Here is a 19,802-nt window from a genome sequence, read left to right on the forward strand (position 1 = left end):
AATGCCTATTGCCCGACCTCACAGGGAGCTTTTCTATGTCTGCACGTCATCCCATTATCGCGGTGACTGGTTCCAGCGGCGCAGGGACCACCACCACCAGCGTGGCGTTTCGCAAAATCTTTCAGCAGCTCGATCTTCATGCGGCGGAGCTGGAAGGTGACAGTTTTCACCGCTTTACCCGCCCTGAAATGGATATGGCGATTCGTAAGGCGCGCGATTTAGGACGTCATGTCAGCTACTTCGGCCCGGAAGCCAATGACTTTGGCCTGCTGGAGCAGAGCTTTAAAGAGTATGGTCAGAGCGGACAGGGCCAGTCGCGTAAATATCTGCATACCTATGATGAAGCAGTGCCGTGGAATCAGGTGCCCGGCACCTTTACGCCGTGGCAACCGCTGCCGCAGAACACCGATATTCTCTTCTACGAAGGGCTGCACGGCGGCGTGGTAACGGCGCAGCACAACGTAGCAGAACAGGTTGATCTGCTGGTTGGCGTGGTGCCGATTGTGAACCTGGAGTGGATTCAGAAGCTGGTGCGCGACACCGGCGAGCGCGGCCATTCACGTGAAGCGGTCATGGATTCGGTGGTGCGCTCGATGGAAGATTACATCAACTTCATCACACCACAGTTCTCACGCACTCACCTCAACTTTCAGCGCGTCCCGACCGTCGATACCTCAAACCCGTTCGCTGCCCGCGCTATTCCGTCACTGGATGAGAGCTTTGTGGTGATCCACTTCCAGGCGCTGGAAGATATCGACCTCCCCTACCTGCTGGCGATGCTGCAGGGCTCGTTTATCTCGCACATCAATACGCTGGTGGTGCCTGGCGGCAAAATGGGTCTGGCGATGGAGTTGATCATGGGTCCGCTGGTGAAGCGGCTGATGGAAGGCAAACGAATAGAGTAAGAGGCCAAAAGGGCCTTTCCAGACTAATGCCAATGCCAATGCCAATGCCAATGCCAATGCCAATGCCAATGCCAATGCCAATGCAGGATGAATCTGACAGCAGCGAAAAAGCTTAACACGCAGGGAACCGGGTCAGAAGAGGAAAGCGTCCCGCGCCAGGGACGGCGCGGGCCGAGCGGCCAGGGATTGGCTTAAGCGACTTTCCGATCTGACCCGGTTCCCAGCGCAGGCACAGTCTGACAGCGGACCGACACAAACCGCTCTGACCCTGTTCAATACGCAGGCACAGTATCAAAGCGGATTCCCGGCCCAGGCACAGTCCTAAAGCAACCTGCATCAGATACTGGAAGTGAAGTTAGCAGGTCTGCAATAACCCCTGCGGCTACTACAGCTCAATCACTTCATAGCTATGCGTAATGTTGACGCCTTTACCCAGCATGATGGCCACAGAGCAATATTTTTCAGCAGAAAGATCCACAGCGCGTGAGACCGCTTTATCCTGGAGGGCTTTGCCACTCACGATAAAATGCAGGTTGATGTGCGTAAAGATTCGCGGCGCCTCTTCACGACGTTCTGAGGTCAGTTTTACTTCACAATCAGCCACATCGTTTCGGCCTTTTTGCAGAATTGATACCACGTCAATCGCGCTGCATCCGCCCGCCGCCATCAGCACCATCTCCATTGGGCTGGGCGCTTTATCACCCGAATTTCCATCCATCAGTATCTGATGGCCGGATGAGGATTCTCCGAGGAATGTCAGCCCTTCTACCCATTTCACTCTTGCCTGCATGATTTTTGCTCCGGAATACGCTGTTTTGTCGCCAGAGTACGCTTTCGCCTGGTAAACAGCAATCCAGAGAAATCCGCCCGTAGCTGAAGCGAGACAACAGAAGACAGTCGGCAAAAGCTGTGCTACAAACAGTGCTGAAAATATTTTTCGTCACCCGATGACGAAGCCGGGAAGGATGATGCGCACTGCGCCTGATGCGGCCCGAATAATTTCCTGAAATGGAAACGCTTGAAGCTTTCACCGCCTGACAGGGAAAACTGCCCCCTGTATTTTGGGCACGATTACAACAGAGGATAATAGCGAATGGTTCTCGGCAAACCGCAAACAGACCCTACACTCGAATGGTTCCTGTCCCATTGCCATATTCACAAGTATCCATCCAAAAGTACGCTGATTCACCAAGGTGAAAAAGCAGAAACGCTTTACTACATCGTGAAAGGTTCCGTTGCGGTTCTGATTAAAGATGAAGAAGGCAAAGAGATGATTCTTTCCTACCTGAATCAGGGCGATTTTATTGGTGAACTTGGCCTGTTCGAAGAAGGCCAGGAGCGCAGCGCCTGGGTACGTGCGAAAAGCGCGTGCGAAGTGGCGGAAATTTCTTACAAGAAATTCCGTCAGCTGATCCAGGTTAACCCTGACATCCTGATGCGACTCTCATCGCAGATGGCGCGTCGCCTGCAGGTGACGTCTGAAAAAGTGGGTAACCTCGCTTTCCTCGACGTAACCGGACGCATTGCACAGACCCTGCTCAACCTGGCGAAGCAGCCAGATGCCATGACGCATCCCGACGGCATGCAAATTAAAATCACTCGTCAGGAAATTGGCCAGATTGTTGGTTGTTCACGTGAAACCGTGGGCCGTATTTTGAAGATGCTGGAAGATCAGAACCTGATCTCCGCACACGGCAAAACCATCGTCGTTTACGGCACCCGCTAATTCCTGTCACCCACGGCGTGATGGCAACATCACGCCGTTATTGTTTGTGTTGGGCCGATGTGGCGTCGAATTATTTACCATCCTGAAGTTAACTACGCCTTGCGGCAAACGCTGGTGCTCTGTCTGCCGGTGGCGCTGGGCTGGCTGGCTGGCGACCTGCAAAAAGGTCTGCTGTTCTCATTAGTGCCCGCCTGCTGCAACATCGCCGGTCTGGATACCCCGCATAAACGCTTCTTCAAACGCCTGATTGTTGGCGGCAGCCTGTTTGCCCTCGGCAGCTTTCTGATGCAGTGGCTCACCCTGCATGCTATTCCGCTGCCGCTGATCCTGTTTGCTATGCCCTTATTGCTCGGCGTTACCGGGGAGATCAGCCCGCTGCATGGCCGTCTGCTGCCCGGCACCCTGATTGCCGCCATCTTTACCCTGAGCCTGATTGGCCGCATGCCAATCTATGTTCCCCCGCTGCTCTATATCGGCGGCACGCTATGGTACGGGCTCTTTAACTGGTTCTGGTTCTGGCTGTGGAAAGAGCAGCCGATGCGCGAAAGCCTGAGCCTGATCTACCGCGAGCTGGCTAACTACTGCGACGCAAAATATACCCTGCTGACGCAGCTGACCGATCCGGAAAAGGCGCTGCCGCCGCTGCTGGCTCGTCAGCAGAAAGTGGTCGATCTGATTAACACCTGTTATCAGCAGATGCATATGCTGTCGGCAAGCCGCGATCACAGCCATAAACGGCTGACGCGCGCCTTTCAGGTGGCGCTGGATCTGCAGGAACATATCTCGGTCAGCCTGCATCGGCCGGAAGAGGTGCAGAAGCTGGTCGAACAGAGCCACGCCGAAGCGGTGATCCGCTGGAATGCCAAAACCATCTCGGCCCGGTTGCGGGTGCTGGCGGATAACATTCTCTATCACCAGCTACCCGATCGCTTTGCGATGGATAAACAGCTCGGCGCGCTGGAGAAAATCGCCCATCAGCATCCCGACAATCCGGTGGGTAACTTCTGCCTTTACCACTTCAACCGCATCGCGCGGGTTCTGCGCACCCAGAAACCCCTTTATCAGCGCGATCTGATGGCTGACCGCCAGCGCCGTCTGCCGCTGTTACCGGCGCTGCGCAGTTATCTCTCGTTCCGCTCATCGGCCCTGCGCACTGCCGGCCGCTTTGCGGTGATGCTGATGCTGGGCAGCGCGCTGGCTCTGTTCTTCAACATCCCCAAACCCTACTGGATCCTGATGACCATCATGTTCGTCAGCCAGAACGGCTACAGCGCTACCCGTGTCCGCATTCAGCACCGGGCGCTGGGCACTTTTGCCGGTCTGGTGATCGCGGCTGCCACGCTGCGCATGGCGGTGCCAGAGTCGCTGGTACTGCTGATCATGCTGGCGATTACCTTTATCAGCTATCGCTTTACCCGCCAGTTCTATGGCTGGTCGATGATTGGCTTTACGGTCACGGCGGTTTACTCGCTGCAATTGCTGTCGCTGAATGGCGCGCAGTTTCTGCTGCCACGTCTCATGGATACGCTGATGGGTTGTCTGATCGCCTTTGGCGGGATGCTGTGGCTGTGGCCGCAGTGGCAGAGCGGCTTACTGCGGCAGAACGCCCATGACGCACTGGAAACCTATCAGGATGCGCTACAGCTGTTGCTGGGTGACGAACAGTCACCAGAGAAACTGGCTTATCAGCGGGTGAAGGTCAATCAGGCACACAATGCGCTGTTTAACTCACTGAATCAGGCGATGCAGGAACCCGCGTTCAACTCCCGCTATCTGAGTGATATGCGGCTCTGGGTCACGCACAGTCAGTTTATCGTCGAGCATATCAACGCCATGACGATTCTGGCGCGGGAGCACACCATGCTCACTGCCTCGCTGGCTGAGCGTTACCTGCAATCCTGTGAAATCGCGCTGCAGCGGTGTCAGCAGCGGCTGGAATATGATGGTGAAAGCTCACAGGTTAACCTGCTGGATGAGCTGGAGAACATCAGTGAGGGACCGATCACGGTGGTGGAGCAGCATGTGCGGCGCATTCTCGATCATCTGAGCGTGATGTACACCATCTCATCGCTGGCGTGGAACCAGCGGCCGCAACATGGCCGCTGGCTGATCAGACGCTTACGTAAAAACTAAGCTAGCCGTTGAGCACGTTGCCGACGGCCGTGGCGAAGCGGCTCATGCCCTCTTCGATGTCGGCAGGCTCAATGATCAGTGACGGGGCAAAACGCATCACGTCGGTGCCGGCAACCAGCACCATCACGCCTTCTGCGGCCGCGGCATTCAGGATGTCGCGTGCTTTACCGGCATGCTGCGGTTTCAGCGCCGCGCCAATCAGCAGACCCTTGCCGCGAATATCGCTGAAGAGATCATACTTCGCATCGATGGCCTGCAGCGCCGTGACAAAGTGCTGACGACGTGTCTCAACGCCTGCCAGCACCTCCGGCGTATTGATAATATCGAGCGCAGTTTCGGCGATGGCGCAGGCGAGTGGATTGCCGCCATAGGTGGTGCCATGCACGCCCGGCGCCATGGTCGAGGCGATCTCGTTAGTGGTCAGCATGGCGCTGACCGGGAAACCGCCGCCCAGCGCTTTGGCTGAGGTCAGAATATCGGGCTGGATGCCATAATGCTCATAGGCGAATAGCTTGCCGCTGCGCCCCATGCCGCTCTGCACTTCATCCAGCACCAGCAGCGCCTGGTGCTGATCGCAAAGCTCACGCAGTCCCTGCATAAATTCCTGCGTTGCGGGCACGACGCCGCCCTCACCCTGAATCGGTTCAACCACAATGGCGCAGGTATGATCGTCAATGACCGCTTTTACTGCGTTCAGATCATTGAACGGCACATGGACGATATCCGCCGGTTTAGGCCCGAACCCATCAGAATATTTTGGCTGTCCGCCGACCGTGACGGTAAACAGCGTCCGGCCATGAAAGGCGTTATGAAAGGCGATAATCTTACTTTTGAATGGGCTGTGACGTTTGCAGGCGTAGTAGCGCGCCAGCTTAAAGGCGGCCTCGTTGGCTTCGGCCCCGGAGTTAGCGAAGAAGACCCGCTCGGCAAAGGTCGCCTGAATTAACTTACTGGCAAGACGCAGCGCCGGTTCGTTGGTGAAGACGTTGCTGGTGTGCCACAGCGTCTCGCCCTGACTTTTCAGCGTCTCCACCAGCGCAGGATGGCAGTGTCCAAGTGCGGTGACGGCGATACCACCTGAGAAATCGATATACTCTTTGCCCTGCTGATCCCATACACGACTGCCCTTGCCTTTTACCGGCACGAACTGCGCAGGTGCATAAACAGGCAAAATAACGTTATCGAACGTCTCCCGCGTGACCGCAATTTTTTCCGCTGCCATAGATGACCCCATTTAGATGACTGATGTGCAACTTTGAAATAATAATCACAAAATATGCATAAAAAATCACTCAAAGGCAACTTATTGCTCAAGGAAATTGCGCAGCAGCTGATGTCCCTGCTCGCTGAGAATGCTTTCGGGATGGAACTGCACGCCTTCCAGCGCCAGGGTTTTATGGCGGAATCCCATAATTTCGTCAGGCTCGCCGTCACGCACCGTCCAGGCAGTCACCTCGAAGGCATCTGGCAGGGAGTCGCGCTGTACAATCAGCGAATGGTAGCGGGTCACGGTTAGTGGATTATTCAGAGTGCGGAACACGCCCTGTCCGGTGTGCTGAATCGCAGAGGTTTTGCCGTGCATCACCTGACGCGCGCGCACGACCTGCGCGCCATACGCCTGCGCAATTGCCTGATGGCCCAGGCAGACGCCCAGCACAGGCAGCTGACCGGCGAAATGCCGGATCGCCGCCAGCGAAATGCCTGACTCCGACGGCGTGCAGGGACCAGGGGAGATTACCAGATGAGTCAGCGGTAACGCCGCCATCTGCTCCAGCGTGATGGCATCATTGCGCACCACCTGAACCTGCGCGCCCAGCTCGCAGAAATATTGATAAAGATTCCAGGTAAAGGAGTCGTAATTGTCGATAAGCAGCAGCATGGCCAGTCCAGAATAATTACCCGCGCCGCTATTCTACGCGGTTAAGCCGCCTCGCTCACCACTTTCGCAAATACCTGCTCCAGCAAAGTCAGGTCTCCGGCCACACCAGCCTGATTCGCCGCTTTCCAGCTTTCAGCGTCAGTCTCTTCCCAGGAGAGCAGATAACCGGCATGCAGCGCCAGCTGTTCAAAGAAAATCCGCTGCGCCCGACCGTTGCCGTGGCGGAAAGGATGCAACATATTGATTTCGCAGTAGTAGTGGGCAACACGCTCAATAAACGCGTCACGTGGCAGGTCAGCAAGGCCCTTCTCCTCCTCCAGCGCGGCCATCAGGGCGTTACCTTCCTTTTCGATATATTCGAAATGACAGAACGGCGTCTCATCGCGCCAGATATCGATAGTGCGCAGTTCACCAGCCCAGCTGTAGACGTCCTGAAACAGCGTACGGTGGATCTGGCGCAGGTAAGGCAGTCCAGGATTACGTGGGCCCAGCTCCAGCGTGGCGGCACGCGCCGCACTAAAACTCAGCTCCGCCTTACGCAGCTGCGCGGCATCGTGAATATCGGGCAGGTTTTTCAGCACATTGTCATGCTGCCACAGGTAGGGATCCTGGCTGACGGCGGTATTAGAGTCCATATTGCCTCCTCAGTGACGCCAGACGTGCGGCCGCATCATCGCTGTTTACGCTGGTTTCATTTGGCGAGAAGCCTTCCAGCCGACAGCTGGCCTGATAGCTGGCGCTACGCCGCTGTCGCCACAGGGTGACCTTCTGTTTTTCGGTGAGTTTGTTCGCCATGCCGCCTCCTGCTCAGGTTTTTGCCCTAAGTATAAGAGCAAATTCTGGCTTTGCCGGATGCGGCAGGCGGTCGCCATCCGCAGATGGCGACGAACGGACTTAAGGCAGGACTTTGGCGGAGAGGATAACTACCGGTTTGGATGGAACATTCTGGTAAGGACCCACATCTTTGGTCGGTACCTGAGAAATTTTTTCAACCACATCCTGACCTTTCACAATCTTACCAAATACGGCATAGCCAAAATCGCGCTGTCCGTGATCGAGGAATGCATTATCCGCGACGTTGAGGAAGAACTGGCTGGTCGCACTGTCTTTATCGGCGGTTCGCGCCATGGAAATCGTGCCACGCAGGTTACGCAGGCCGTTATCCGCTTCATTCTTGATCGGCGCGTTGGTCTGCTTCTGCTGCATGTCCGTAGTGAAGCCCCCACCCTGCACCATAAAGCCCGGGATCACGCGGTGAAAAATGGTGTTGTTGTAAAAACCGTTGTTGACGTAATCAACGAAGTTTTTCACAGAAACCGGCGCTTTCTGGTTATTCAGTTCGAGTTCGATATTGCCGGCGGAGGTGGTGAGCAGAACGTGGGTGTCACCTTTTGCAGCCAGCGCCTGGGCGGAAACGGAAGAGAGCGCTAACAGGGTGATGGCCGCTGTTAAAGTACGTTTAAACATGAAAGATTCCTTACCTGGGAGAGCGGGCACAAAAACGTGATTGATTGTAAAGAGACTCTATTCCAGGAGCCAGCGTTTTACCTATATTTACGCTGTGGCAGCAAATGGGGGGAGCAAACGTTAAACCCCGGCAATTACGTGATTAAAATCACACAACACATGAAATATGGATCTCTGGTTTCACTGGTTGTTTATTAAGATCACGGTTCCGTTTACACTTTCTGACACTTTTTGGCACCCGGTTCTCAACAGGTTCAGAACATGACAAACCGTAATCGTATTGGCCTCACCTGGATAAGCTTCTTCTCCTACGCGCTTACCGGCGCGCTGGTGATTGTTACCGGCATGGTAATGGGCGATATCGCAAAAGATTTCCAGATCCCCATCTCCAGCATGAGTAATACCTTCACCTTCCTCAACAGCGGCATCCTGGCGGCGGTTTTCCTGAACGCCTGGCTGATGGTGATTGTGCCACTGAAGCGTCAGCTGATTTTCGGCTTCGTCCTGATGGTACTGGCGATAATCGGGTTGATGACCAGCCGCGATCTGACCGTCTTCTCGCTCTGTATGTTTGTGCTGGGCGTGGTCAGCGGCATTACTATGTCGATCGGCACCTTCCTGATCACCCATATGTATGAAGGCCGCCAGCGCGGTTCGCGCCTGCTGTTTACCGACTCCTTCTTCAGCATGGCGGGCACGCTGTTTCCGGTGCTGGCGGGGATTCTGCTGGCGCGTCAGCTGCCGTGGTACTGGGTCTACGTCTGCATCGGCTTTATCTACGTCGCGATCTTCATCATGACGCTGTTTGTCGAGTTCCCGGTGCTGCGTAAGCCCGAAAACAGCCCGACAGTTGAGAAAGAAAAATGGGGTGTGGGCGTGCTGCTGCTGGCAGTGGCGGCGCTCTGCTACATTCTGGGCCAGCTTGGCTTTATCTCCTGGGTGCCGGAATATGCCACTAAAGTCATGGGCATGAATATTAATGATGCCGGACAACTGGTGGGCAGCTTCTGGACCGCTTATATGGTGGGGATGTGGGCCTTCAGCTTCCTGCTGCGCTTCTTCGATCTGCAACGCATTCTGATGGTGCTGGCGGGACTGGCTACCGTGCTGATGTACTGGTTCGTCAGCAGCCAGGATGCCAGCATGCTGAAGTGGATCATTATGGTGTTGGGCTTCAGCTCCAGCGCGATTTACACCACTATCATCACGCTCGGTTCGCTGCAGACCAAAGTGGCGTCACCGAAGCTGGTGAACTTCATTCTGACCTGCGGTACCGTCGGCACCATGCTGACCTTCGTGGTGACCGCGCCGATTGTTGAGAAGAGCGGCGTGCACACGGCGCTGGCCACCGCTAACGGCCTCTACGCGGTGGTGTTTGTGATGTGTGTCCTGCTGGGGCTGGTCACTAAACATCGCTCGCACGGTCACGTTACGCATTAATCATTCAGGGCGGCGATTGATCGCCGCCCTGCTTTAACGCCGGAAGTCTATCCGCTCCCGCTCCCGCCAGTAAATCTCGCTTTCTGCGGGCTTTGTCTCTGCCACCACAGTGCCGCGACGCAGCGAGTAGCGCACCGGAACCTGTCTTCTTACTGCATCAAAACCACTCTCTGCCGGCAGAATAATCAGGCTGGCATCGTTGCCGGTCTGAATGCCATAGCCTGACAGCTGCAGCGTCTTCGCGCTGTTATGCGTAATCAGATCCAGACCCGCATCAATCTGCTCATAGCCCATCAACTGACAGACGTGTAAGCCCATATGCAGCACCTGCAGCATGCTGGCGGTGCCCAGCGGATACCAGGGATCGAACACATCGTCGTGGCCGAAACAGACGTTAATCTCCGCCTCCAGCATCTCTTTCACCCGCGTAATGCCGCGCCGCTTAGGGTAGGTATCAAAGCGGCCCTGCAGGTGAATATTGACCAGCGGATTCGCGACAAAATTAATGCCCGACAGCTTAAGCAGTCGAAACAGTCGTGAGGTATACGCGCCATTATAAGAGTGCATCGCGGTGGTATGACTGGCCGTCACGCGCGCGCCGTTGCCATCGCGATGCGCCAGCGCCGCCACGGTTTCCACAAAGCGCGACTGTTCATCATCGATCTCATCGCAGTGAACATCGATCAGCCGATCGTAGCGGTTAGCCAGCGCAAAGGTTTTATGCAGCGACTCAACGCCATATTCACGGGTGAATTCGTAATGCGGGATCGCGCCGACCACATCCGCGCCCAGCCGCAATGCCTCCTCCAGCAATGCTTCACCGTTGGGATAAGAGAGAATACCCTCCTGGGGAAAAGCAACAATCTGGATAGTGATCCACGGCGCCATCTCCGCCTTCAACTCCAGCATCGCTTTAAGCGCCGTCAGTGACGGGTCAGAAACGTCAACATGAGTACGGACAAACTGAATGCCGTTGGCAATCTGCCACTTCAGCGTCTGCATCGCCCGCCGCTTAACATCTTCATGACTGAGCATGGCTTTGCGTTCAGCCCAGCGCTCAATGCCTTCAAACAGCGTACCGGACTGGTTCCAGGCGGGTTCGCCAGCGGTCTGAGTCGTATCCAGATGAATATGCGGCTCAATAAAAGGCGCGCAGGCTAAGCCACCCTCGCCGTCCAGCGATTCATCCGCCGGTGAAGCGTGCTGCGGCTGGGCTGAGAGCCGGGCAATTTTGCCATCGGCGATGGCGATCTGCCATAACCCATCCCGCCAGGGTAAACGCACGTTATTGATCCACTTAGGTGACATCATTGCCGACTCCTTTTCCGGTTTTGTGTTTTAAAACTAACACGATTCAGGTGACCCGCCGCAAGCCCGAATAATCAGCGGGTTATCCGCACCAGAAAAAATTATTTCAAATCAACCATATACCTCTTAATAGGTATATGGCGTCGTGGTTGATGTATATCAATAAGTGCCGGAAACGGCGCGCTATTGTAGCCGCAGATATCGCAAATTTGAGGCAAAAATGAGCAAGCACAATGTCGTCGTTATCGGTAACGGCATGGTCGGCCACCGCTTCATAGAAGAATTACTAGAGAAAGCGGAACCTGACCAGTTTTCGCTGACCGTCTTTTGTGAAGAACCCCGCGTCGCCTATGATCGTGTCCACCTGTCCGCCTACTTTTCCCATCACACCGCTGAAGAATTGTCGCTGGTTCGTGAAGGCTATTACGACAAACATCAGGTCAATCTGCTGCTGGGCGAACGCGCCATCACCATTAACCGTGATGAGAAGCTCATCCACTCCAGTACCGGTCGCGCGGTGCATTACGATACGCTGATTTTTGCCACCGGCTCTTATCCGTGGATCCCGCCAATTAACGGTGCCGAAGGCAGCGACTGCTTTGTCTATCGCACCATCGAAGATCTCAACGCCATCGAAGCCTGTTCGCGCCGCAGCAAACGCGGCGCGGTGATTGGCGGCGGCCTGCTGGGGCTGGAAGCGGCGGGCGCACTGAAAAATCTGGGCATTGAAACCCACGTCATTGAATTTGCGCCGGTGCTGATGGCGGAGCAGTTAGATCAGCAAGGCGGTGAGCAGCTTCGTCGCAAGATTGAGCAGATGGGTGTACGGGTCCACACCGGTAAAAACACCCAACAGATTGTGCATCACGAGCACGGCGGCAAAACGCTGCAGTTTGCTGATGGCAGCGCGCTGGAGGTCGATTTCATCGTCTTCTCCACCGGCATTCGCCCGCAGGACAAACTGGCGAAGCAGTGTGGATTAGCACTGGGGCCGCGCGGCGGCATCGCCATTGATGACCAGTGCCGGACCAGCGATCCCACTATCTACGCTATCGGTGAGTGCGTTGCCTGGCAGAATCGTGTCTATGGCCTGGTGGCGCCGGGATACAAAATGGCCCAGGTCGCCAGCGACCATCTGCTGGGCCGCGACAATGCGTTTACCGGCGCGGACATGAGCGCCAAACTGAAGCTGCTGGGTGTTGATGTTGGCGGCATTGGCGATGCGCGCGGCACCACGCCAGGCGCTCGCAGCGTGGTCTGGCTGGATGAGAGCAAATCGATCTACAAGCGCCTGATTATCAGCGAAGATCAGAAAACCCTGCTGGGTGCCGTCCTGGTGGGCGACACCAGCGACTATGGCAACCTGCTGCAGCTGGTGCTGAATGGTATTCCGCTGCCTGCTAATCCGGAAGCACTGATTCTGCCAGCCGGCAGCGGGGATAAACCGGCCATCGGCGTCGATTCTCTGCCTGATACCGCACAAATCTGCTCCTGTTTTGACGTCAGTAAAGGCGACATCATTAAGGCGGTTCAGGGTGGCTGTCATACCGTGGCAGCACTGAAAAGCAGCACCCGTGCCGGCACCGGTTGCGGCGGCTGTATCCCACTGATCACCCAGGTTCTCAACAGTGAACTCAGCCGTCAGGGCATTGAGGTCAATAACCATCTTTGCGCCCACTTCGCCTGGTCACGCCAGGAGCTTTATCACCTGATTCAGGTAGAGGAGATTAAAACCTTTGACGAACTGCTGGCCCGCTATGGTCAGGGTTACGGCTGTGAAGTGTGCAAGCCGGTGGTTGGCTCACTGCTCGCCTCCTGCTGGAATGAGTATGTGCTCAAGCCCCAGCACGCGCCGTTGCAGGACAGCAACGACCTCTACCTTGGCAACATCCAGAAAGATGGCACCTACTCGGTGATCCCGCGCTCGCCCGGCGGTGAAATCACACCCCAGGGACTGAAAGTGATTGGCGAGATCGCCGAGCGCTATCAGCTCTACACCAAAATTACCGGCTCTCAGCGCATCGGTCTGTTTGGCGCGCAGAAAGACGATCTGCCCGCTATCTGGTCACAGCTGATCGACGCCGGATTTGAAACCGGCCAGGCCTACGCCAAGGCGCTGCGGATGGCGAAAACCTGCGTTGGCAGCGCCTGGTGCCGTTATGGCGTGGGTGACAGCCTCGGCTTCGGCGTGATGCTGGAGAACCGCTACAAAGGCATCCGTACGCCGCACAAGATGAAGTTTGGCGTCTCTGGCTGCACCCGTGAATGTGCAGAAGCACAGGGCAAAGATGTCGGTATTATCGCGACGGAAAAAGGGTGGAACCTCTACGTCTGCGGCAACGGCGGCATGAAGCCGCGCCATGGCGATCTGCTGGCGGCCGATCTCGATCAGCAGACGCTGATCACCTATCTCGACCGTTTCATGATGTTCTATATCCGCACCGCCGACAAACTGCAGCGCACCTCGCTGTGGCTGGAGAGTCTGGAAGGCGGCATCGACTATCTGCGCAAGGTGATTGTGGATGACAAACTTGGCCTCAACGGCCAGATGGAGCAGCAGCTGGCCGCACTGCGCGCCAGCGTCAGCTGTGAATGGAAAGCGACGCTGGAAGATAAGGATCACCTGACGCGCTTTGCCCACTTTATCAACTCGCCGCAACGCGATCCTGGCGTGCAGCGGGTCGCGGAGCGCGACCAGCACCGCCCGGCACGCGCCGATGAACGCATTGCCGTGACCCTGATTGAGGAGACCGAATCATGAGCCAGTGGAATCCGGTGTGCCCGCTGACGCAGATCCTGCCCGCCACGGGCGTCTGCGCGCTGGTCAAAGGCCAGCAGGTTGCTATCTTCCGTCCCCGCAACGATGAGCAGCTCTATGCCATCAGCAATATCGATCCCTTTGCCGATGCCAGCGTGCTGTCACGCGGCATTATTGCTGAACATCAGGATGCGCTCTGGGTTGCCAGCCCGCTGAAAAAGCAGCGTTTCCGTCTTAGCGATGGCTACTGCATGGAGGATGAAACGCGCTCCGTGGCGGCCTGGCCGGTGCGGGTCAATGCCGGACAGGTTGAAGTCTGCCTGTAACTCCCGTCAACAGCCCGCCTCCGCGGGCTTTTTTAAGGACGTCTGATGGACTACTTCCCCTTGTTCTGCCGCCTGCAGGGCCGACGCTGCCTGCTGGTCGGCGCAGGTGACGTGGCTGAGCGGAAAGCCCGCCTGCTGCTGGAGGCCGGCGCCGAACTGCTGGTCGGAGCCCTTGATTTCTCCCCCGCCTTCCGGCAATGGGCGCAGCAGGAAACCGTCACGCTGCTGCCAGGGACGTTTGATCCGCACTGGCTCACCGGCTGCTGGCTGGTGGTCGCCGCAACCAGCGACGATGCGGTTAATCAGCAGGTGGCTGAAGCCGCCGAAAAACAGCAGATCTTCTGCAATCTGGTGGATGCGCCGCAGCAGGCCAGCGCCATTATGCCGTCGATTATCGATCGTTCCCCGCTGATGGTCGCCGTCTCTTCCGGTGGACGCGCGCCGGTACTGGCGCGCCTGTTGCGGGAGAAGCTGGAGGCGATGCTGCCGCAACACCTTGGCCAGCTGGCGCAGCTGGCAGGCACCCTGCGCGCGCGGGTTAAACAGCAATTCAGCTCTGTCAGTGCCCGCCGCTACTTCTGGGAGCGCTTCTTTAACAGCGAGCGGCTGGCCCAGACGCTCGCCAACGGCGACAGTGAACGCGCGGAGCAGATTACCCACCAGCTCTTTAACGCTGACCTTCGCCAACAGGGTGAAGTGGCGCTGGTGGGTGCCGGTCCGGGTGATGCCGGATTACTGACCCTGAAAGGCTTACAGCTGATCCAGCAGGCAGATGTCATCGTTTATGACCGGCTGGTTTCCGATGAGATCCTGAATCTGGTGCGCCGCGATGCTGAACGCATTTTTGTCGGGAAACGCGCCGGACATCACTGCGTGCCGCAGGATGAGATCAACCAGCTGCTCTGCGAACAGGCGCAGCGGGGAAAACGCGTAGTGCGGCTGAAAGGCGGCGATCCCTTTATCTTTGGTCGCGGCGGTGAAGAGCTGGAAGCGCTGGCGCAGCGGCAGATTCCGTTCAGTGTGGTGCCGGGGATCACCGCCGCATCGGGCTGTGCGGCCTACAGCGGTATTCCCCTGACCCACCGCGATCATGCGCAGAGCGTCAGACTGGTTACCGGACATCTGCAGAAAGAGGGCACGCTCGCCTGGCAGACGCTGGCGGCGGAACAGCAGACGCTGGTCTTTTATATGGGGCTCACGCAGGCCGGCGAGATTCAGCAGCAGCTGATAAAGCACGGTATGCGCAGCGATATGCCGGTGGCGCTGGTGGAAAACGGCACCACGACGCGTCAACGCGTGGTCACCGGGACACTGAGCGAGCTGGAAGCGTTAGCCGGTCAGGTAACCAGTCCCAGCCTGATGATCATCGGCAGCGTGGTAAGTCTGCGTGGCAGTCTGCGCTGGTTCTGAGCCTGGCAAATAAAAACGGCGGGCACAATGCCCGCCGTCCTGGTTGTCTGCTCAGCCATTACGGCATCGCGACAAAGCCTACCGCCTGATACACCTTCTTCAGCGTTTCCTGCGCCTGTGCGCGTGCTTTGGCCGCGCCATCACGCATCACCTGCTCCAGCAGTGCTTCATCGTTGCGGAAGCTGTGATAACGCTCCTGCAGCTCAGAGAGCATACCCGACACAGCATCGGCTACTGCGCCCTTCAGGTGACCATACATCTTGCCTTCGAACTCCTGCTCCAGCTCGGCGATGGTTTTACCGGTCACGCCCGACAGAATATCCAGCAGGTTAGAGACGCCCGCTTTCTCTTTGATGTCGTAGCGCACCACTGGCGGCTCTTCAGAATCGGTGACGGCGCGTTTAATCTTCTTCACGACCGCTTTCGGATCTTCCAGCAGGCCGATCACGTTATTGCGGTTATCGTCAGACTTGGACATCTTCTTCGTCGGTTCCAGCAGCGACATCACGCGCGCGCCAGACTTCGGAATCAACGGCTCTGGTACTTTGAAGATATCGCCATAAATCGCATTGAAGCGATGCGCGATATCGCGGCTCAGCTCCAGATGCTGCTTCTGATCTTCACCCACCGGCACCTGATGGGTCTGATAGAGCAGAATGTCAGCCGCCATCAGCACCGGATAGTCGAACAGACCGGCGTTAATGTTCTCTTCGTAACGCGCTGATTTATCCTTGAACTGCGTCATGCGGCTCAGTTCACCGAAGTAGGCATAGCAGTTCAGGATCCAGCTCAGCTGCGTGTGCTCTGGCACATGCGACTGAACAAAGATGGTGCTTTTTTGCGGGTCGATACCACAGGCCAGATAGAGCGCCAGCGTGTCCAGCGTCGCTTTACGCAGTGCAACAGGATCCTGACGCACGGTGATCGCGTGCAGATCAACGATGCAATAAATGCAGTGGAAATCATCCTGCATCTGCACCCACTGACGCAGCGCTCCCATATAGTTGCCAATGGTCAGTTCGCCGGACGGCTGTGCGCCGCTGAAAACGATGGGTTTCATACTTATGTCCTGATATTTACAGCCCCAGAGCGGGCAAAAGTTCGTCGAAAGAGTCGAGGGTTAAATCGGGCTGGCTGGTGGCAATCGGCTCGCCATAGTTATAGCCAAAGGTCATGCCGATATTGGGTACGCCCGCCGCCTGTGCCGCCTGGATATCATTGCGTGAGTCGCCGACAAACAGCAACTCATTCGGCAACACACCAAAGGTGCCCAGCACCATAAAAATTGCCGCAGGATGCGGTTTTTTAACCGGCACATCGTCGCCACCGATAATCAGCGAAAACGCATCAGCAATGCCAAGCGACTCCAGCAGCGGTGCCACAAACGGCGTCGGCTTGTTGGTGACTATCGCCATCGGCAGCCCGGCGGCCTTTAAGGCGGCCAGCGTCTTCTTTACCTGTGGAAACAGCGTACTGCCCGCATCCACGGTATCGGCATAATGCCGGTCAAACAGTGCCCGCGCATCACGCTGCTCTTCCGGCTGCGGCTCACGGCCCAGCGCGAAGGTCAGCGCGCGGGCCATCATGATATCCGCGCCGTTGCCAATCCAGGTTGAGACACGCTCAAGGCCCGCCTGCGGCAGACGGAGATCGTTCAGCGTGCGGTCAATCGCATCGGCCAGGCCGGGTGCGCTATCCACCAGTGTCCCATCAAGATCAAACGCCAGCGCACGAATATCAGTGAAATGAGCCATTGGCCTTCTCCAGTTCGTTGCGCATATCGTCGATCACTTTTTTATAGTCAGGGTGACCGAAGATCGCGGAACCGGCGACAAACATGTCGGCACCGGCGGCAGCGATCTGGCCAATGTTGTCGATCTTCACGCCGCCATCCACTTCAAGGCGAATGCTGTAACCGCTCTGATCGATACGCCTGCGCGCTTCACGCAGTTTATCCAGTGTGCCAGGAATAAATGACTGACCTCCAAAGCCAGGGTTCACTGACATCAGCAGAATGATATCCAGCTTATCCATGACGTAATCGAGGTAGCTCAGCGGGGTCGCCGGGTTAAACACCAGACCCGCTTTGCAGCCATGCTCTTTGATGATTTGCAGGGTGCGGTCAACGTGTTCGCTGGCTTCGGGATGAAAGGTGATGTAGGTGGCACCCGCTTTGGCGAAATCAGGGATTAGCGCATCTACCGGCTTCACCATCAGATGCACATCGATGGGGGCAGTGATGCCATAGTCGCGCAGTGCTTTCAGCACCATCGGACCCATGGTCAGATTAGGCACGTAGTGGTTGTCCATCACGTCGAAGTGAACCACGTCACCTCCGGCCGCCAGCGCTTTGGCTGTGTCTTCGCCCAGGCGAGCAAAGTCCGCCGAAAGGATTGAAGGGGCCAGCAAATATTGTTTCATCCGATTCTCCCACTGTTGTGCGCCAGCACGCAGGCTGGCGTAATGCGTTGGTCGCGGACGAAACAGACTAGCTATAAAGTGCCAGCAGTTCGTCGACCTTGGTGCGACCCGTTATGCTTCGGCTGATAGAACGCCGGGCTTTGACCACATGTAACTCTGCATCCTGATACCATAAACGCGTCAGTGCAGTGTCGTGGTTAGAAATCAGTACCGGAATCCGGTCCTCCGACGAAGCCAGCTTTGCCGCTAACGCCGCCAGGTTCTCCTGCTCACGCAGGCTGAAGCTGTTGGTGTGATAAGCCGTGAAATTGGCCGTTGCCGACAGCGGCGCATAAGGCGGATCGCAATAGACTACCGAGCCTTTACCGGCATTGGTCAGGGTAACATCGTACGATTCACAGACAAACGTCGCTTTTTGCGCACGCTCGGCAAACCATAACAGTTCTGCTTCCGGAAAGTAGGGTTTGCGATAGCGGCCAAACGGCACGTTGAACTCGCCACGCAGATTATAGCGACAGAGGCCGTTGTAACAGTGACGGTTCAGATAGAGGAACAACAGCGCGCGCAGGTAGGCGTCGGTGCTGGTGTTAAATTCGGTGCGACGCTGGTAATAACAGATCTCGTTGTTACTTTCCGGCGTAAACAGCAGCTGCGCGTCACGGATGAAATCCGCCGTGCGCGTTTTAACAATGTTATAGAGATTAATCAGGTCACTGTTGATATCAGCCAGATGGTAGCGATCAAATTCAGTGTTCAGAAACACCGAACCCGCGCCAACAAAGGGTTCTACCAGACAGTCGCCTTGCGGCAGATGGCGATGGATCTCTTCTACTAAGGGAAATTTTCCCCCTGCCCATTTCAGGAAAGCGCGATTTTTTTTCATGCTGTCGTGGTTATTACATCTTATTGTGAGGCTGTGGCTGGACCGACAGCAGATCTGCGCTTAAAACGGGGCCAGAAACTGGCCCCACATCCGCTATTGGCTGGCTTCTTTCTTCACCTGGCTTACTGGTTTAACCCACGGGTTCTTCGCACGCACTTCGGCAGGCAGTGAGGCTACCGCGCGTTTGGCATCAGCCGGTGTGGCATAGGAACCACTCACCAGCACGTACCACGACTGACCGTTACGGGTGGTTTTGTAGACGTGATACCCACTCAGATTCTGCTGCTTAGCCCAGGCATTCAGGCTTTCCGCCTTCGATGCACCGCTCAGCTGCAGGGTATAGCTGCCGCCTGGCAATGATTTGCTGGCTGAACTGCTGCCTGCCGCCGCAGTGGCCGGAGCAGAAGGGGCTGGCGTACGTGCTGGCGTGGTATGTGTTTTGCTGTCACGGGTTGCAGGCTTCGAAGCAGTTTTATGCGATGAATCGTGCGCCGGACGGGCAGAAGCGTTTGATTTGTTTGGCGTCTGACGGCCTGCAGGGGCCGTAACCGGATTCGCAGCCGTTCCGGCATTGCCGCTGACCGTGGCAGGCGCCGTTGGCAGTGAACTGCCACCCTGCGTGCCCATCGCGGCGCTGTCGACCTGCTGCTGCTGATTACTCAGCGCGCTGTTGAGATCGCCCGGCAGCGTGACACGCTGCTGATTCGCTGGCGTCTCAACAGGGGCTGCCTGCGTAGGCGTTGAAGCCACAGGCGGCATTGAGACGTCGCGCTGCGGGTCAGACGCAGCATTACCGCTGGTCGCCGCGTTATTTTCGCTGGTAGCTGGCGTGGTCTGCCCGCCGGTTGGCGTCGTCTGTCCACCTGACATGGAAGAGGAGCCGGCCAGGTCGATATTCTTCTCACTGCCGGAACCGCCGCCAGCGGCAGGCGTGTTGCCCGCAGTCGCAGGTTTTTTCTCATCCGGGCCATTCAGCGCCGAACCAATACCCAGTACCAGTAACAGCAGAACCAGGATCCCGACACCCATCATGATGCGCTGGCGCGAAACCGGTATTTTGGCTGCGGGAGACGACTTACGAGGGCGCGAGGGACGGCGATCGCTGGCGTCAGGTTTTAACTCATCTTCCGGTTTAAACTCATCCAT

General features: G+C 56.7%; 19 protein-coding genes. 7 read left to right on the plus strand and 12 right to left on the minus strand.

Annotated elements, in window-relative coordinates; all coding sequences use genetic code 11:
• The first annotated feature begins 35 nt into the window (after window positions 1-35).
• Complete coding sequence (locus AC6I8B_RS17590; RefSeq protein ID WP_010253068.1) at window positions 36-905, plus strand: phosphoribulokinase; 870 nt, start codon at window positions 36-38, stop codon at window positions 903-905.
• Window positions 906-1,290: 385 nt separating this feature from the next.
• Here AC6I8B_RS17590 and AC6I8B_RS17595 read toward each other — a convergent pair whose 3' ends face one another.
• Window positions 1,291-1,695 (minus strand): OsmC family protein, encoded by a 405-nt coding sequence (locus tag AC6I8B_RS17595; protein ID WP_010253071.1) that lies wholly within the window; start codon window positions 1,693-1,695, stop codon window positions 1,291-1,293.
• A 303-nt stretch (window positions 1,696-1,998) separates the two neighbouring features.
• Between AC6I8B_RS17595 and crp the strand changes: the two genes are divergently transcribed.
• Both crp and AC6I8B_RS17605 read left to right on the plus strand, forming a co-directional pair.
• Window positions 1,999-2,631: a cAMP-activated global transcriptional regulator CRP gene (crp, locus tag AC6I8B_RS17600; protein ID WP_003852956.1), complete on the plus strand. Its 633-nt coding sequence runs from the start codon at window positions 1,999-2,001 to the stop codon at window positions 2,629-2,631.
• Window positions 2,632-2,688: 57 nt separating this feature from the next.
• The gene (locus AC6I8B_RS17605; protein ID WP_033785676.1) at window positions 2,689-4,764 is read left to right on the plus strand and encodes a YccS/YhfK family putative transporter; all 2,076 of its coding nucleotides are present in this window, start codon (window positions 2,689-2,691) and stop codon (window positions 4,762-4,764) included.
• A gap of 1 nt (window position 4,765) precedes the next feature.
• Here the strand turns inward: AC6I8B_RS17605 and argD are convergent, their stop codons facing one another.
• The 5 genes from argD to ppiA all read right to left on the minus strand — a co-directional run bounded on the left by argD (window position 4,766) and on the right by ppiA (window position 8,110).
• Window positions 4,766-5,986 carry a bifunctional acetylornithine/succinyldiaminopimelate transaminase gene (gene argD, locus AC6I8B_RS17610; RefSeq protein ID WP_022624054.1) on the minus strand — a complete coding sequence of 407 codons (1,221 nt, stop codon included), beginning with the start codon at window positions 5,984-5,986 and terminating at the stop codon, window positions 4,766-4,768.
• Between the two features lie 81 nt (window positions 5,987-6,067).
• The gene (locus AC6I8B_RS17615) at window positions 6,068-6,643 is read right to left on the minus strand and encodes an aminodeoxychorismate/anthranilate synthase component II (RefSeq protein ID WP_033758980.1); all 576 of its coding nucleotides are present in this window, start codon (window positions 6,641-6,643) and stop codon (window positions 6,068-6,070) included.
• A gap of 41 nt (window positions 6,644-6,684) precedes the next feature.
• Window positions 6,685-7,278 (minus strand): putative adenosine monophosphate-protein transferase Fic, encoded by a 594-nt coding sequence (locus AC6I8B_RS17620; protein WP_022624052.1) that lies wholly within the window; start codon window positions 7,276-7,278, stop codon window positions 6,685-6,687.
• Entirely contained in the window at window positions 7,268-7,438 is a 171-nt protein-coding gene (locus AC6I8B_RS17625) for a YhfG family protein (protein ID WP_010253095.1), read from the minus strand. Before AC6I8B_RS17625 ends, AC6I8B_RS17620 begins: the two co-directional genes overlap by 11 nt.
• Window positions 7,439-7,537: 99 nt before the next feature.
• Entirely contained in the window at window positions 7,538-8,110 is a 573-nt protein-coding gene (ppiA, locus tag AC6I8B_RS17630; protein ID WP_003852970.1) for a peptidylprolyl isomerase A, read from the minus strand.
• Window positions 8,111-8,371: 261 nt separating this feature from the next.
• On the opposite strand from ppiA, the gene tsgA reads away from it, so the two are divergent.
• Window positions 8,372-9,550 (plus strand): MFS transporter TsgA, encoded by a 1,179-nt coding sequence (tsgA, locus tag AC6I8B_RS17635; protein ID WP_031593897.1) that lies wholly within the window; start codon window positions 8,372-8,374, stop codon window positions 9,548-9,550.
• 33 nt (window positions 9,551-9,583) lie between these two features.
• Here tsgA and AC6I8B_RS17640 read toward each other — a convergent pair whose 3' ends face one another.
• Window positions 9,584-10,861, minus strand: coding sequence for a cytosine deaminase (locus AC6I8B_RS17640; protein ID WP_029519456.1), 1,278 nt, complete (start codon window positions 10,859-10,861; stop codon window positions 9,584-9,586).
• 217 nt (window positions 10,862-11,078) lie between these two features.
• Between AC6I8B_RS17640 and nirB the strand changes: the two genes are divergently transcribed.
• The 3 genes from nirB to cysG are packed head-to-tail and all read left to right on the plus strand — an operon-like array spanning window position 11,079 to window position 15,352.
• Window positions 11,079-13,619 carry a nitrite reductase large subunit NirB gene (gene nirB, locus AC6I8B_RS17645; RefSeq protein WP_157353860.1) on the plus strand — a complete coding sequence of 847 codons (2,541 nt, stop codon included), beginning with the start codon at window positions 11,079-11,081 and terminating at the stop codon, window positions 13,617-13,619.
• Entirely contained in the window at window positions 13,616-13,942 is a 327-nt protein-coding gene (nirD, locus tag AC6I8B_RS17650) for a nitrite reductase small subunit NirD (RefSeq protein WP_010253107.1), read from the plus strand. The genes nirB and nirD overlap by 4 nt, the downstream gene beginning before the upstream one ends.
• A 45-nt stretch (window positions 13,943-13,987) precedes the next feature.
• The gene (gene cysG / locus AC6I8B_RS17655) at window positions 13,988-15,352 is read left to right on the plus strand and encodes a siroheme synthase CysG (protein WP_497816417.1); all 1,365 of its coding nucleotides are present in this window, start codon (window positions 13,988-13,990) and stop codon (window positions 15,350-15,352) included.
• A 58-nt stretch (window positions 15,353-15,410) separates the two neighbouring features.
• Here the strand turns inward: cysG and trpS are convergent, their stop codons facing one another.
• From trpS to AC6I8B_RS17680, 5 genes are all read right to left on the minus strand, one after another.
• Window positions 15,411-16,412: a tryptophan--tRNA ligase gene (trpS, locus tag AC6I8B_RS17660; RefSeq protein ID WP_010253111.1), complete on the minus strand. Its 1,002-nt coding sequence runs from the start codon at window positions 16,410-16,412 to the stop codon at window positions 15,411-15,413.
• Between the two features lie 16 nt (window positions 16,413-16,428).
• A complete protein-coding gene (locus AC6I8B_RS17665) occupies window positions 16,429-17,106 on the minus strand; it encodes a phosphoglycolate phosphatase (protein ID WP_132499656.1) in 678 nt (225 codons plus the stop codon).
• A complete protein-coding gene (gene rpe, locus AC6I8B_RS17670) occupies window positions 17,090-17,773 on the minus strand; it encodes a ribulose-phosphate 3-epimerase (RefSeq protein WP_010253116.1) in 684 nt (227 codons plus the stop codon). The genes AC6I8B_RS17665 and rpe overlap by 17 nt, the downstream gene beginning before the upstream one ends.
• 67 nt (window positions 17,774-17,840) lie before the next feature.
• Entirely contained in the window at window positions 17,841-18,656 is an 816-nt protein-coding gene (dam, locus tag AC6I8B_RS17675) for an adenine-specific DNA-methyltransferase (protein WP_010671570.1), read from the minus strand.
• A gap of 93 nt (window positions 18,657-18,749) precedes the next feature.
• Window positions 18,750-19,802: an SPOR domain-containing protein gene (locus AC6I8B_RS17680; RefSeq protein ID WP_022624046.1), complete on the minus strand. Its 1,053-nt coding sequence runs from the start codon at window positions 19,800-19,802 to the stop codon at window positions 18,750-18,752.

This window comes from Pantoea sp. X-Soil-ISGK-285, assembly GCF_059730815.1.

Coding starts and splice junctions, on each gene's coding strand:
- crp (WP_003852956.1), top strand. CDS start 1,999: ATGGTTCTCGGCAAACCGCAAACAGACCCTACACTCGAATGGTTCCTG.
- dam (WP_010671570.1), bottom strand. CDS start 18,656: ATGAAAAAAAATCGCGCTTTCCTGAAATGGGCAGGGGGAAAATTTCCC.
- argD (WP_022624054.1), bottom strand. CDS start 5,986: ATGGCAGCGGAAAAAATTGCGGTCACGCGGGAGACGTTCGATAACGTT.
- rpe (WP_010253116.1), bottom strand. CDS start 17,773: ATGAAACAATATTTGCTGGCCCCTTCAATCCTTTCGGCGGACTTTGCT.
- nirD (WP_010253107.1), top strand. CDS start 13,616: ATGAGCCAGTGGAATCCGGTGTGCCCGCTGACGCAGATCCTGCCCGCC.
- cysG (WP_497816417.1), top strand. CDS start 13,988: ATGGACTACTTCCCCTTGTTCTGCCGCCTGCAGGGCCGACGCTGCCTG.
- nirB (WP_157353860.1), top strand. CDS start 11,079: ATGAGCAAGCACAATGTCGTCGTTATCGGTAACGGCATGGTCGGCCAC.
- ppiA (WP_003852970.1), bottom strand. CDS start 8,110: ATGTTTAAACGTACTTTAACAGCGGCCATCACCCTGTTAGCGCTCTCT.
- AC6I8B_RS17615 (WP_033758980.1), bottom strand. CDS start 6,643: ATGCTGCTGCTTATCGACAATTACGACTCCTTTACCTGGAATCTTTAT.
- AC6I8B_RS17595 (WP_010253071.1), bottom strand. CDS start 1,695: ATGCAGGCAAGAGTGAAATGGGTAGAAGGGCTGACATTCCTCGGAGAA.
- AC6I8B_RS17620 (WP_022624052.1), bottom strand. CDS start 7,278: ATGGACTCTAATACCGCCGTCAGCCAGGATCCCTACCTGTGGCAGCAT.
- AC6I8B_RS17625 (WP_010253095.1), bottom strand. CDS start 7,438: ATGGCGAACAAACTCACCGAAAAACAGAAGGTCACCCTGTGGCGACAG.
- tsgA (WP_031593897.1), top strand. CDS start 8,372: ATGACAAACCGTAATCGTATTGGCCTCACCTGGATAAGCTTCTTCTCC.
- trpS (WP_010253111.1), bottom strand. CDS start 16,412: ATGAAACCCATCGTTTTCAGCGGCGCACAGCCGTCCGGCGAACTGACC.
- AC6I8B_RS17665 (WP_132499656.1), bottom strand. CDS start 17,106: ATGGCTCATTTCACTGATATTCGTGCGCTGGCGTTTGATCTTGATGGG.
- AC6I8B_RS17680 (WP_022624046.1), bottom strand. CDS start 19,802: ATGGATGAGTTTAAACCGGAAGATGAGTTAAAACCTGACGCCAGCGAT.
- AC6I8B_RS17605 (WP_033785676.1), top strand. CDS start 2,689: ATGTGGCGTCGAATTATTTACCATCCTGAAGTTAACTACGCCTTGCGG.
- AC6I8B_RS17640 (WP_029519456.1), bottom strand. CDS start 10,861: ATGATGTCACCTAAGTGGATCAATAACGTGCGTTTACCCTGGCGGGAT.
- AC6I8B_RS17590 (WP_010253068.1), top strand. CDS start 36: ATGTCTGCACGTCATCCCATTATCGCGGTGACTGGTTCCAGCGGCGCA.